General features: G+C 42.9%; 13 protein-coding genes, 2 tRNA genes and 1 riboswitch. Of the genes, 3 read left to right on the top strand and 12 right to left on the bottom strand.

The features are described 5' to 3' along the window. Positions 1-8 precede the first annotated feature (8 nt). Together NSU16_RS03195 and NSU16_RS03190 are read right to left on the bottom strand one after the other, a co-directional pair. A tRNA-Gly gene (locus NSU16_RS03195) sits at positions 9-82 on the bottom strand. 13 nt (positions 83-95) lie between these two features. Beyond that, positions 96-172 (bottom strand) — tRNA-Arg (locus NSU16_RS03190). Positions 173-507: 335 nt separating this feature from the next. On the opposite strand from NSU16_RS03190, the gene NSU16_RS03185 reads away from it, so the two are divergent. Next, positions 508-1,362: a manganese catalase family protein gene (locus NSU16_RS03185; protein ID WP_339192062.1), complete on the top strand. Its 855-nt coding sequence runs from the start codon at positions 508-510 to the stop codon at positions 1,360-1,362. A 55-nt stretch (positions 1,363-1,417) separates the two neighbouring features. Here NSU16_RS03185 and NSU16_RS03180 read toward each other — a convergent pair whose 3' ends face one another. From NSU16_RS03180 to NSU16_RS03145, 8 genes are all read right to left on the bottom strand, one after another. Then, the gene (locus NSU16_RS03180; RefSeq protein WP_326226613.1) at positions 1,418-2,506 is read right to left on the bottom strand and encodes a glycoside hydrolase family 26 protein; all 1,089 of its coding nucleotides are present in this window, start codon (positions 2,504-2,506) and stop codon (positions 1,418-1,420) included. A gap of 22 nt (positions 2,507-2,528) precedes the next feature. Then, positions 2,529-3,476, bottom strand: a complete 948-nt coding sequence (gene manA, locus NSU16_RS03175) for a mannose-6-phosphate isomerase, class I (RefSeq protein WP_339192060.1) — start codon at positions 3,474-3,476, stop codon at positions 2,529-2,531. After that, positions 3,473-4,372 carry an ROK family protein gene (locus NSU16_RS03170; RefSeq protein WP_339192059.1) on the bottom strand — a complete coding sequence of 300 codons (900 nt, stop codon included), beginning with the start codon at positions 4,370-4,372 and terminating at the stop codon, positions 3,473-3,475. The genes manA and NSU16_RS03170 overlap by 4 nt, the downstream gene beginning before the upstream one ends. Before the next feature lie 28 nt (positions 4,373-4,400). Further along, positions 4,401-5,114: a transcriptional regulator GmuR gene (gmuR, locus tag NSU16_RS03165; RefSeq protein WP_010333197.1), complete on the bottom strand. Its 714-nt coding sequence runs from the start codon at positions 5,112-5,114 to the stop codon at positions 4,401-4,403. 150 nt (positions 5,115-5,264) lie between these two features. Continuing rightward, on the bottom strand, positions 5,265-6,662 hold the full coding sequence (locus NSU16_RS03160) for a glycoside hydrolase family 1 protein (protein ID WP_339192058.1): 1,398 nt from the start codon (positions 6,660-6,662) through the stop codon (positions 5,265-5,267). 18 nt (positions 6,663-6,680) lie between these two features. Next, positions 6,681-8,006: a PTS cellobiose transporter subunit IIC gene (celB, locus tag NSU16_RS03155; RefSeq protein ID WP_010333195.1), complete on the bottom strand. Its 1,326-nt coding sequence runs from the start codon at positions 8,004-8,006 to the stop codon at positions 6,681-6,683. A 17-nt stretch (positions 8,007-8,023) separates the two neighbouring features. After that, a complete protein-coding gene (locus NSU16_RS03150) occupies positions 8,024-8,356 on the bottom strand; it encodes a PTS lactose/cellobiose transporter subunit IIA (RefSeq protein WP_010333194.1) in 333 nt (110 codons plus the stop codon). Beyond that, positions 8,356-8,667, bottom strand: coding sequence for a PTS sugar transporter subunit IIB (locus tag NSU16_RS03145; protein ID WP_326331100.1), 312 nt, complete (start codon positions 8,665-8,667; stop codon positions 8,356-8,358). Before NSU16_RS03145 ends, NSU16_RS03150 begins: the two co-directional genes overlap by 1 nt. Before the next feature lie 178 nt (positions 8,668-8,845). Next, a riboswitch (purine riboswitch) is annotated at positions 8,846-8,945 on the top strand. A gap of 53 nt (positions 8,946-8,998) precedes the next feature. Here NSU16_RS03145 and pbuE point away from each other — a divergent pair. Further along, positions 8,999-10,165 (top strand): purine transporter PbuE, encoded by a 1,167-nt coding sequence (gene pbuE / locus NSU16_RS03140; protein ID WP_168747066.1) that lies wholly within the window; start codon positions 8,999-9,001, stop codon positions 10,163-10,165. Positions 10,166-10,181: 16 nt separating this feature from the next. Here pbuE and NSU16_RS03135 read toward each other — a convergent pair whose 3' ends face one another. After that, positions 10,182-10,802 (bottom strand): YdhK family protein, encoded by a 621-nt coding sequence (locus NSU16_RS03135; RefSeq protein ID WP_268472437.1) that lies wholly within the window; start codon positions 10,800-10,802, stop codon positions 10,182-10,184. 143 nt (positions 10,803-10,945) lie between these two features. Beyond that, positions 10,946-11,923: an HD domain-containing protein gene (locus NSU16_RS03130; protein ID WP_339192057.1), complete on the bottom strand. Its 978-nt coding sequence runs from the start codon at positions 11,921-11,923 to the stop codon at positions 10,946-10,948. A 322-nt stretch (positions 11,924-12,245) separates the two neighbouring features. Between NSU16_RS03130 and phoB the strand changes: the two genes are divergently transcribed. Continuing rightward, positions 12,246-13,634 carry an alkaline phosphatase PhoB gene (gene phoB, locus NSU16_RS03125; protein ID WP_339192056.1) on the top strand — a complete coding sequence of 463 codons (1,389 nt, stop codon included), beginning with the start codon at positions 12,246-12,248 and terminating at the stop codon, positions 13,632-13,634. The last annotated feature ends 3 nt before the right edge of the window (positions 13,635-13,637 follow it).

The raw sequence follows: 13,637 nt of genomic DNA, 5'->3' as shown, positions 1-13,637 counted from the left end.
ATAAATAATGGAGCGGGTGATGAGAATCGAACTCACGACATCAGCTTGGAAGGCTGAGGTTTTACCACTAAACTACACCCGCGTGTATATTATATTGGCGCGCCCGAGAGGAGTCGAACCCCTAACCTTTTGATCCGTAGTCAAACGCTCTATCCAATTGAGCTACGGGCGCTTATCGAGCGACTTAACTATCATACTATTAATTGATATTAAAGTCAAGATATTTTTTCGAATGCTTTTTTTAAAATCTTTTTGATTCGACTTTATCTATTATACACATTCTGAAGTGTTTGTAAACACCTTCGAAAAACTTTTTTTGTTTTTCATTTTTTGTGCTGTTCATCAGCGACATTTAATACTATACCATGTGTTTATTCACTGGTCAACACTTTGTCTATATTTTTATTTCGATTTTCTCATTTTCTTTTCCGCTGTTTGTTAGTCCGTATATTTTATCTGATTGAACAGATGATATAAAAACAAAATAATATAGAAAAGAGGCATGTTATGTTTTACTACAAAGAAGAATTGATCAATATCATTAAACCCGATAAGCCAGATCCGGCCGCAGCTAAAGTACTGCAGGAAATATTAGGCGGACATTATGGAGAAATGCGTACAATGATGCAATATTTCTTTCAAAGCTCCAATTTCAGAGGAAAAGAGAAACAATATCGTGATTTGCTGCGCGGTATCTTCTTAGAAGAAATTGCCCATGTAGAGCTTGTGCAAAATACAATCAATGCTTTGTTGGATGAATCAGGCGGTGCTGGTGTCGGCAGCCAGGGTATAGATCACGCTCCCCTTGATGAAGCAGTTAAACATGCTAACCCCCATCATTACATTATTGGCGCACAGAGTTCACTCCCGGTTGATGCGGGCGGCAATCCTTGGAACGCCTCCTGGGTGTATAATCACGGAAACTTAATCACTGACCTGTTGGATAACTTGTTGCTTGAGTCTACTGGTGTTCTCCAAAAAACAAGAATTTATGAAATGAGCTCTAATCAGACGTTTCGGGAAACTCTCGCTTTTCTTATTGTACGTGACAATGCTCACCAAAATGCTTTCGCTAAAGCGCTTGAGACTTTGGGCGTTGACTGGGCTAAGCTTTTTCCTGTTCCGAATTACGACATTAATAAATACCCAGAGTGCAGAAAGTATGTCGAATTGGGCTACCATAATGTACAGTTTAACTTCAGATTAGATGAAACAAGAATTGCAGAGATCTTCCATGGAAAATCTCCAAGCAGAAATGGCGGCGAGCTGCAAGTAACTGAACCTCCGGCTGGATTCCCTGTTCCGGTTCTTCCGGAAATGCCGAATGAACATAGTCCCGGCTTAGGGGATATGAACGCTTGATGAGCAAAAGGTTCTCAAGGATATCCTTGAGAACCTTTATTAATGTAAAACGTTTTTATTCAACTATAGGTGTTAATGTATCACCGTTCCATACTTCTCCCTTATTTAAAGTCCAGCTATCATTATAGAGAGCGGAAGCACCTTTGTTCACAGCCGGGCTCCATTCATCATTCCAGGCCAGATAATAAGTGGTTTTAGGGTATTTCTGTTTTATCGCACTCATAAACAAGCTGTAATCAAAGCTGCCGTTTGCAGTTTGCGGACCAACTTCCGTGAAAGCAAAGGGTTTATTAAGTGCTGTCAGCTGGTCGTATCCGCTTATCGAATATGGATCTTGAAAGTATGCATCTAACCCAACGATATCTACGTATGAAGCTCCCGGGTAAAAATCTGTTTTAAAATCTCGATTAGCGTCGGGGGAGTAAACCCATAATAAATGATCCAATCCTCTTTCGTCAGTCATATAATGATAGATTTTGATATAGAGCTGTTTATATAAGAAGATTCTTTCATCATCCTTTTGATTATATGACGTAAACCCCCACCAAAACCACTCGCCGTTCATCTCATGCAGCGGCCTGAACAGAACGGGCACGCCTTGGTTTTCCAGCTGTTGAAGTCCGTCAGCAATTTTGCTGAGCATGGCGTTCAGCCGCTTCCCCTCTGTTGTTGTAGAGTCTAACAGTTTTTTATACTGATCGTTGGTAATCGGTGTTTTAAAATGTCCTGACTGATAAGCAGGATTTGCTAGATGCAGACTGATCTGCGGAATCCCTCCGCTTTTCCAGTACGATATTAAATCACTGTTGCAGCTCACGTCTATAGAATCTTCAATATTTGAGGTTTCAAGCCATCCCCTCGCGTAATCGCAGCCGTAAATGGCAGGTGATTGTCCGGATGCGTTCCGGATTCTTTCTGCTTCTGCCATAGAGAATGTGTCATGACTGTAACCGCCAAACGCACCGGAAAGCACCCTGTTTTCAGAACGATTCGGCAGGTGGGCAAGCCAATTCATCACATCTTTTGTTGTCTGCTGTGCTTTAGGATTAACAGGTGACACAGTATGTGCTTGGATCGGCTCAGCCAAAACGGCAGACGCAAATAAAAATAAGATGAACAAACAGATGATAGGTTTCTTTAACACAGAAATTCCTCCGTTCTTCTTATTAGGGATGAGATATGATCAGCTCGCAAGTTCCTTCTATTGAAAACTCGCCAAAATGGGCAGGCAAAATAAAGTGTGAGCCTTTCTTGCATTCATACTGCACACCGTTGTTTTCTATTATCCCTGAGCCTTCGACAACACTGCCCAGCAAATAGGTTTGATGAGAAGGAAAAACTGGCTTGCCGCTGACGTTCCATTTGTAAACTGAGAAATAATCTGACTGAACATAAGACGTAATCACGGCATCCTTCATTTCTTTCACCGCCGGTATTGGTTCAGAATCCGCATGCGGTATGTTTACGACTTCCATCGCTTTTTCTATGTGGAGATCCCTTTTTTGGCCATGGTCATTACAGCGTTCATAATCGTATACGCGATATGTGGTATCGGAATTTTGCTGAATTTCAAGGACGAGGGTGCCCTCACACAATGCATGCAGCGTGCCGCTTGGCACATAAAAGAAATCTCCGGGCTTTATGTTGATGCGCCTAAGCAGCCCGTTCCAGTCACCGCTTTCTATAAGCTGTTTGAATTCTTCCTTCGTGCCTGCATGATGTCCCAGAATCAGTTCTGCGTCTTCTTTGCAATCAATAATGTACCAGCACTCTGTTTTTCCAAGGTCTCCGTTTTCGTGTACCATGGCATAATGATCATCAGGATGCACCTGTACGGAGAGGTCCATGTTGGCATCAAGTACTTTCACCAGTAACGGAAACACGCTTCTTTGCGGAAAGCCGAAAAACTCCGGGCATTCTTTCCACACTTGATCCAGTGTTTTTCCTGCCAACCGGCCATTTTGAATAGTCGATGATCCATTGGCATGGGCCGAAACAGCCCAGCATTCACCCGTTTTTTCTGAAGGGATGCTGTAGCCGAAGCTATCACGAAGCGCTGTGCCGCCCCATATCCTTTCTTTAAAAATCGGCTCTAAAAATAAAGGATGCTTCATGATGGAACCTCCCCGGATGCTTCTTCTGCTTTTAATGCCTGATCGGCTAAAACAAACGTTCCGATGATTCCGGCATTTCTGCCTAAACGGGGAGATACAATATACTCATTTATACTTTCTGATAATTCAGAAAAATTAAAGTAGCTGTTCATTATTTTAGGTACATATTGATATATATAAGGGAACAGCTGGCTCTGATTCATGACGCCGCCGCCAAGAATCATTTTTTTGGGTGCCAGGATGAGGATATATTGTGCCAGAGCCTGCGCAATATAATATCCTTCAAGTTCCCAGACCTCATTTACATGTGATAAATCTGCGGCCTTGTTTCCCCATCGTGCTTCTATAGCGGGACCGGAAGCCAGACCTTCGAAGCAATCCTTATGATAGGGGCACTTTCCTTGATACGTGTCATCCGGATGGCGGCGAATATAGATATGGCCCATTTCAGGATGTGACAATCCTTGCAGAAGCCGCCCTTCTATAACCGCGCCTGCACCAATGCCAGTTCCGATCGTGATATATAAGCAGCTGTCGAGGTCTTTAGCTGCGCCGAAAAGAGATTCTCCGAGCGCCGCAGCGTTTACATCTGTGCTGAATCCGACAGGAATATTCATTTCTTCTTTTATTGTTTTCAAGAATGGATAGTGCCTCCAGCCTGGTTTAGACGTGGCAGTAATGGTTCCATATGTTTTACTGTTTACATCTATATCAACGGGACCAAAGGAGCCGATGCCGATTGCCTGTAGCGAGAATTGGCGAAAATATTGAATCACTTTCTCTATCGTTTCATCCGGCATCGCTGTTGGTAGCTCCATTCTGTCAATGATCGTTCCATCTTCTGTTCCGACGGCACACACAAATTTTGTGCCGCCTGCTTCAATACCGCCAAGCATGCAGATGGCCTCCTTGTTATCTCCGCGATCAGCGCCTTACATTTACCGAAGTGACGACAAATTTGTCATGCCGATGACGTGAAAAGGAATATTCAAATGGAATTCCGTTATCTAAAAAGCCCACGTGCTCCACTTCAAGAATAGGATCATCCTGCTTGCAGCCCAGATGCTGCTGATCCATCTCATCAGATTTACAGGCTCTGATTTTCCGGTGTGTTCCGGCAATCTTTAGCTGAAGCCTGTTTGTGATGTGTTCATAAATAGAGTGGTGCAGCACCTCATCATTAATGCCGGCTATTAAGTGTGTCGGCATATATGTTTTTTCCAATACATATGGCTCTCCTTCCACAATCCGCAGCCGTACAACATAATAAACCGGCGTTTTCTGATCAATTGATAAATGGGCAGCCACTTCCTCAGTGGGAAATTGCACCTCGAACTGAATGACCTTGCTTTTGATGGTTTTGTCTTTTAACAAATTGGTCAGTCCGAGGATTTCATTGCTGACGACATGGACATGATCATCCTGTATCGCAGATTGAATGATAAAGGTTCCATGACCGCGTTTTCTGAATAACAGTCCTTCAGCAACTAAATTATCAAGAGCTCTTTTCATCGTCATGCGGCTTGAATTGAACTCTTTTGCAAGAGATATTTCATCGGGAATCGGCTGATCGATGGGATATACGTTATTTTTGATTCGTTTTCTCATTTCATTTGCAATGATTTCGTATTTATTCATTGGTATCCTCCGGCAGCTGTAAAAATTTTGATATCAAATAAGCTTCTTTACCGATATCATAAGTTCTTTTCCCTGTTTCATCAATGTTATGGCTATTTGTTGTCTCTATTAGAAATCTTGACCGCCGGAAGACCTTTTTGCTATAGCAACCTAAAAACCATTTTTCTCAGCAACCTCTTTGAACCATTTTCCGCTCTTTTTGACCGTTCTTTCTCCGTCTTTCTCCAGATTGACTGATACAAATCCGTATCGGTTTTTATAAGCGTTTGTCCATGACCAATTGTCCATAAACGTCCATAAGTGATAGCCTTTTACGTTTGATCCTTCCTGTACAGCGCGGTAAATCCATTTTAAGTGCTCTTTGATAAATTCAATTCGGTAGTCATCTTGAATCATGCCCTGTTCATCTCTGAAACGCTCTTCCCCTTCAACTCCCATGCCGTTTTCAGAAATAAAGCACTCGATATTCCCGTAATTTTCTTTTAAATTGATCAGGATATCATAAACGCCTTTTTCGTAAATCTCCCAGCCTCGGTGAGGATTCATTTTTCGGCCCGGCATGACGTAAGGATCGAAATACCTGTCAGGCAAAAATGGCGCATCCGGATTTGGCAGGTGCTCTTTGGCTTTTACACGTCTCGGCTGATAATAATTCACACCTAATAAATCAACCGTATGCTGTGTAATGATCTCAAGATCCTCTTTCTCGTATTCAGGCATAAAGCCTTCAGTTTTTAAAATGTGTATGATTTCTTTTGGAAACTCGCCTTTTACAGAAGGGTCTAAAAAAGATCGGTTAAAGAATGCATCTGCTATTTCTCCCGCTTTTACATCCGCCGGGTGGCTGCTTCTCGGATAGGATGGCGTCAAATTTAAGATGATGCCGATTTTTCCATCCTGCCTTATCTCTCTGTAAGCCTGTATGGCGCGGGCGCTTGATAACAACGTGTGAAACCCGACTTGAACGGCTTCTTTAAAATCTACCTTGTTCGGATAATGAAAATCATATAAATATCCGCCTTCGACCGGCACGATCGGTTCGTTATGCGTGAACCATTTTTTCACGCGATCGCCAAACAAACGAAAGCACGTTCTCGCATAGTTTTCATAAGCATCCACCGTTTCTCTGTTTGCCCAGCCGCCGATGTTTTGAAGTTCCATCGGCATATCGAAATGAAACAAATTGACAAAGGGTTCTATTCCATTAGCTATGAACTCATCAATGACGCTGTTATAAAAGTCCGCTGCTTTAGGGTTGATCTCGCCTGTTCCGCCCGGTATTAAACGTGACCATGAAATCGACATACGAAACGAGTTATGGCCAAGCTCCCTCATCAGCCTGATATCGTCTTTATAGTTGTCATAAAATTTCGATGTGGATGCAGGTCCTACATGATCAAAAAAGCGATGAGGCTCTTTTTCAAACCAGTAATCCCAAATATTCTTCCCTTTTCCGTCTCGATTGGCGGCACCCTCCGTTTGTGTCGCTGAAGCAGATGATCCCCACCAAAAATCTTTCGGAAAACGATACTGTTCTGTTTGAGTCAAGTTCTCTCTCTCCTTATGTCACATTTTGATGCTGTTATCATTTTGCTGTGCTGTTTCCTGAACAGCCTGTTCCTTTTCTTTTGCCAAATGTAATTTATCCATCGCTTTCAGGAACGGGAACCATATCACAAAGACAATCATCAGATTGACAAGCTGCATCACGCCGCCCATGATTGAGTTTGTCGCCATGATGCCATTAATAAATAGCGGAACCGTCCATGGAACCGTGACACCTGTTGGAGGCGGAACAAGTCCGGCGGACATGGCCAGATAGGTGACGAGTGTGACAACCATCGGCGCCAAAACCCAAGGCACAAGGATGATCGGATTCATCACAATCGGCAGCCCGAAGATAATCGGTTCGTTTACGTTAAAAATCCCTGGAGCAAGGCCGAGCTTTGACACTTGCTTCATCTGCCTGCTTTTCATAAATATGAGAATCGTAAACACAATCGCCAGCGTCATCCCGGTTCCGCCCATTCCCACTGTATAAATCTCCATAAACGGTTTTGAGATGATGTGCGGCACTTCTTTCCCCGCTGTGTAGGCTGCCAGGTTTTCCACCTGCAGTGTATTCCAGATCGGGTCCATCACAGAGTTGATAATGATTTGCCCATGCAATCCGAAAAACCATAGAATTTGAATGAAAAATACAGCAATCAGCGTCGGTATGATACCGCTTCCAAGTCCGACAAGCGGAGCCTGAATCGCATGATAAATGACATCATGCATATTGGTTTTGAAAAGCTGGGTGACCACAACGTTAATCAGCAAAAACACAGTCAATGTGATAAAAGCCGGAATAAGTGCGGCAAATGATTTTGCTACAGCCGGCGGAACCCCGGCAGGCATTTTGATCGTCAGGTTTTTTTGAACGATTCTTCTGTAAATTTCACCAGAAAGAAATGCCGTGATCATTCCCAGAAACATTCCTTTGGCACCGAGGCGGTCTACCGGAATGACCCCGGTTATGGCATCTCCTGTTTCCGGCTGAACAATAAAAGGCGTCAGCAGCAAAAAGGCAACCAAAGCGATCGCACCGCCAAACACAGCTTCGACCTGATAGCTTTTTGAGAGATAATAGCCTATACCGAACACGACGAAGACAGACATAATCCCCATGGTCGCCGTAGACGCAATGCCAAAATTGGACTGAAACGATGTGAGCATTGAAGCATTCATGATTTTATTTAAAAACGGCAGGTTCGTTAATACCACAAAAATGGACCCGAATATCGTAAGCGGGAAGGCCAGCATAAACGCATCGCGCAACACCTGTAAATAACGGTTATTATTTAACCTCCCTGCAATTGGAACAAGGAATTGGCTGATTTTCTCGAACACCCTATCCACCCCGATTTTTATAGATTCTTTGTTTTAAAGATGCCAAGCAGCTCTTTTACCAATTCTTTCATGGTCAATGTTGACATCAGGTGATCTTCCGCGTGCATAAGCAGCAATGAGAAATTGGCTGCCTCGCCGCTTGATTCTTTCTGTATCATTTGAAAGTGAATGTCATGGGCTGCAGATAGAGCATCCTCAGCCTGGGCAATAAGGGCATCTGCCTCCCCCCTGTTTCCTTCCTTGTAGGCGCGCAGTGATTGAATGATGCAGCTGCGGGCATTGCCGCTGTGGAGAATGAGCTGAAAGCTGATTTGTTCGTCTGTTAAGTCGGCAATTTTTATGTGCTCCATCATTGTTGCCCCATTAATGACAAAGCCTGTTCATATGCTTTTTTGCCATCTGCCATTCCGTAAGCCATCATGTCAATGACCTCAACCCGAATGTTGTATTGGTCGGCTGCTTTTTGCAGTTCGCTTTTCAGAAAGCTCATTTGCGGGGCGATTAAAACCGCGTCTGCCTTTTGCATATCTTCTTTCACTTTATCCTGGCCGACTGCCCAGATCTCCGTTTCCTCTCCAATGGATTGCGCGTATTCTTTCATTTTTGTCACCAGCAAACTGGTGGACATTCCCGAACTGCACGCAAGTAAAATTTTCTTCAATGGATGTCCCTCCCCTTTTATTAAAACGCTTACAAAATTCATTATAGTCAATTAATTTTAAATGTCTATACTTTTATATAATAAATATATTCATATTATTTTTCGTTCAACCATTTATCAAATTTTTCTATGGAAGATTCGCTCACAATATGTTAAACTCATCCTCGGAAACTAAATCAATTAAATAGCTATTTTTACTTGTATAACCTCAATAATATGGATTGAGGGTGTCTACCAGGAACCGTAAAATCCTGATTACAAAAATTGTTTATCACTTTTTTTGTAATCAGGATTTTTTATTTGTTAAAAAATTGAAGTAAAGGAGTTTGTTATGAATTTTAAAGTTTTTCTGCTTGCAGCTTCTACGATTGCAGTTGGATTGGTTGAGTTAATTGTGGGTGGGATTCTTCCTCAAATCGCAAATGATTTACACATTTCCATTGTTTCGGCCGGACAGCTGATCAGTGTGTTTGCGCTGGGATATGCTGTTTCAGGGCCGCTGCTTTTGGCATTGACCGCGAAGGTTGAACGGAAGCGTTTATATTTAATTGCGTTATTTGTTTTCTTTTTGAGTAACCTTGTCGCCTACTTCAGCCCTAATTTTGCGATGCTGATGGTATCAAGGGTATTGGCGGCGATGAGTACAGGGCTGATTGTTGTGCTTTCCTTGACGATTGCGCCGAAAATTGTGGCGCCTGAATACAGAGCCCGCGCAATTGGCATCATTTTTATGGGATTCAGTTCTGCCATCGCATTAGGTGTGCCGCTTGGCATATTGATCAGCAATTCCTTCGGATGGCGCATTTTGTTCCTTGGAATCGGACTTCTGGCGCTTATCTCTATGCTGATTATTTCGATCTTTTTTGAGAAGATACCGACGGAGAAAATGATTCCATTCCGGGATCAGATGAAAACAATCGCCAATGCTAAAATCGCCAGCTCGCACCTTGTGACGATGTTTACATTAGCGGGGCACTACACTTTATATGCTTATTTTGCCCCGTTTTTAGAGACGACTCTCCACCTAAGCTCTTTTTGGGTCAGCATTTGTTATTTCCTATTTGGAATATCTGCCGTGTGCGGAGGTCCTTTTGGAGGAGCGCTTTCTGACCGGCTCGGTTCCTTTAAGAGCATCTTGCTGGTGACCGGTTCCTTCGCCATCATTATGTTCTTATTGCCACTGTCAACGTCGTCTATGATTTTCTTTTTGCCTGTTATGGTCATTTGGGGATTGCTGAGCTGGAGTCTGGCTCCCGCACAGCAAAGCTACTTAATTGAGATTGCACCGGACACGTCTGACATTCAGCAAAGCTTTAATACGTCTGCGTTACAAATCGGGATTGCCCTTGGTTCAGCCATTGGCGGTGTTGTATTGGATCAGACGGGGACTGTTGTGTCAACAGCTTGGTGTGGAGGATCGATTGTTGTGATCGCCGTTCTGTTTGCTTTATTTTCTTTAACAAGACCTGTTCATACCGTAAAAAAATCCTCCTTGTAAAGGGAGGATTTTTTTATTATTTAGCTGAAAGCTCGTCTTCAGTTACCCACTTATGATTTTTTACTTTTTCTCCGCTTGTTGTCGATGTATAGTCCACCATGTATACCGTTGTTTTTTCTGCAGAGTCGATTTCAGCAGTTGCTCCCTTCATGCCTTTCATGTGAGAGGCCTCTAAGAGTACCTGATCTCCGGGATTGAGGGGTTTATCTCCTGCATCTTTTATCTCTTCTTGGATCACCCATTTGTGATGATCAACTCGCTGCCCTCCGGTTGTCGGTGTGTAAGAAACAACATATGCCGTTGTATCGTATGCGCCTGTAACTGTTGCTTCGGCGTCCTTCATCCCTTTCATATGAGAAGCATTGATGATGACCTGGCTGCCTATTTTATATTTAGGATGTGTCGATTCCGTTAATCCCTCTGGAACTTCAGCAGATCCGGAATGATCCATTTCTTCGTGTGAGCCGGAGTCCGAATGACTGTCATGAGTGCTTTCTTTTTTGCTATCGCTATTGCCGCATGCTGATAAAACAAAAATAAGAGACAGCAGTAAAATTCCAAGTGCCTTTTTCGAAATCTTCATGTTCATTCTCCTTTGCTTCATTTTTTGGTGTGAACCTTCACATCTGCCTGTCATACATGATCTTTTCAATAATACGATACCCCCGAAAGGTATGTAAATGCGCTAATATTCTCATAACATATGCTGCTGTTTGTCCTATTCCCCGTGATCCGCAGAATAAAACGCGCTGGATAAAAGCCGCGGTTGCGCGGCTTCGGTTAGTTTTCGATTACTTTGACATACACTCCTTTTTTGGCTTTCCGATAAGCGGCCTCTCCCATTTTTCTGATATGTTCAGATACTGATGAGGATGTGATCCATTCATTATGAAAGAAAATAGTAGGGTTGATGAGACGCATTTTTGTTTTTCGATGAAAATCATAATGAATGTCATCCTCTTTTACTAATATGTGAGGATGTATTTTTTCAAGCAGTCTCAGTACTTCGTCATTCTCTGATGAATGCAGGATGCCTACTACCTCTTGGTCTGTTTTCAACAAATCTTCGGCGGCAATGACATTGTGCTTCAGCGCAGCCTTCAGCGTTTGCGCTAAGTATTCATACCCATATACATTCACCGGGTTCATAAAGAAATCAATCACTTCCTTGTAATACACTCGCACAAACCATTCAGCTGTTTCGATACCATCTGGAAACACCCTTCCGTTTCTCACAACGAGATGATCCAAAAAGATTTCAGCTTCGCGCAGCGTGATCTGTCCATATTGATACATGTCACGCAGCGTGTAGTCGATGCGATCAGCACACAGCTCCGGTGCGGGCTGTTCGAGCAGTGTCCATCTTGTATCATTTAATAAAAGATCGTCAGCATCATAACCATGTTGTTTTAGAATTTCCGGGATCTCGGATTGGTCAATGACTTGTTGAAAAATGTTTTCATGATAATCTTCCGCTTCATTTTCAAATACAAAATCAATTACATGAGAAAATGCTGTGTGCGACACATCATGGAGAAGACCGGAGATCTGCTCTTCTATGGTTCCCCCCAGCCTTTTGATTAGAAGCATAACGCCAATGGAGTGCTCATACCGGGTCACATTCCACTTTGGATTGACTAAAAAGCTGGCGCCGCCTTGATAAACCCCTTTTAATCTCTGCACGGGTGCGCTTTTTATGAGTTCTTCCAGTACTCCGTCTATTTGATGCCTGCCGTATAGCACATCGTTTATTTTCATCCTGTCACCTCAACATCTATTCTCTTCTTCGGGTGCATTGCCGGTCACATGTTTTCCTCTAATATCTCCTCAGTAAGAAATATTACCTCTAGCAAACTCGATTTCTTTTTGAGTTCTATATCAAGGGATTGATTGACATCTTCTAGTCACATACATAATCACTAGCCGGTCAGATTTGCACATCATATTTACTTTCGGCACTGCCTTTTCATTTCCTTGTCATCTTGTAAATTCAATCTTTAAAAACGATTAATACTAGCTTAACACTTTAAAAATATAATGGGTTTGTCATTGAGGATCATATTTTTAGGAGGTTATTCAGTTGAAAAAATTCCCGAAGAAGCTGCTGCCTATTGCGGTGTTATCATCTATTGCGTTCAGCAGCCTAGTCAGCGGCAGCGTACCTGAAGCCAGCGCCCAGGAAAAGAAAAAGGGGAATCAAAACGAAATTAAGAATGTCATCGTCTTGATCGGTGATGGGATGGGTGTGTCTTATACGTCCGCTCACCGTTACTTAAAGGATAATAAAAAGACAAAGGTTGTTGAGCCTACAGCTTTTGACCAATACCTTGTCGGACAGCAGACCACTTATCCTGAAGACCCTGAACAAAATGTAACGGATTCCGCTTCTGCCGCAACGGCTATGTCAGCTGGGATTAAAACATATAATAATGCAATTGCTGTGGATAATGACGGTTCAGAGGTCAAAACAGTTCTTGAAGCAGCAAAAGAAAAAGGAAAATCAACCGGGCTTGTCGCCACTTCAGAAATTACACACGCCACTCCGGCTTCTTTCTGCTCGCATGATCACAGCCGGAAAAATATGAATTCTATTGCAAACGACTATTTTGATGAAATGGTGAACGGCAAGCACAAAATTGATGTCCTTCTAGGCGGTGGAAAAAGCAATTTTGACCGCAAGGACCGTAATTTGGTAAAGGAATTCAAAAAAGCGGGATACAGCTATGTGGATAACCGCAAGGACATGCTGAAAAACAAGGACAGCCAAGTTCTCGGCCTATTCGCTGACGGCGGCCTGCCTAAAAAGATCGACCGCACGAAGGATATTCCTTCATTAAAAGACATGACCAACACAGCCCTCAAAAAATTAAGCAAGGACAAAGACGGTTTCTTCCTCATGGTTGAAGGAAGCCAGATTGACTGGGCGGGGCATGACAATGATATTGTCGGCGCCATGAGTGAGATGGAAGATTTCGAACAAGCCTACAAGGCGGCAATTGATTTCGCCAAAAAAGACAAGCATACTTTGGTTGTCGCAACGGCTGACCATTCAACCGGCGGATATTCCATCGGTGCGGACGGCATTTACAACTGGTTCAGTGAACCAATTAAAGCAGCAAAGCGCACACCTGACTTTATGGCAGAAAAAATTGCCGACGGCGCAGATGTTGAAAAAACTTTAAAAACGTATATTGACCAAAAGAAATTAGCTTTAACTGCATCTGAAATTCAATCTGTTGAAAACGCGGCAAAATCGAAGGAAGTCCTTGATATTGATAATGCGATTGAGGAGATTTTCAATAAACGCTCCCACACAGGATGGACAACAGGCGGACATACCGGCGAGGATGTTCCTGTCTATGCGTACGGACCATCCAGTGAAAAGTTTTCCGGCCAAATCGATAATACCGAAATCGCCAAAAATGTTTTCGATGCTTTACAATACAACATTAAAATTAAAGATAAGTAAGAG

Origin of the sequence: Bacillus sp. FSL K6-1003, from assembly GCF_037964945.1 — a bacterium.
Classification (GTDB): domain Bacteria; phylum Bacillota; class Bacilli; order Bacillales; family Bacillaceae; genus Bacillus; species Bacillus mojavensis.
Note: the sequence above shows the minus strand (reverse complement) of the source record. Positions and strands in the feature narration are given on the sequence as shown.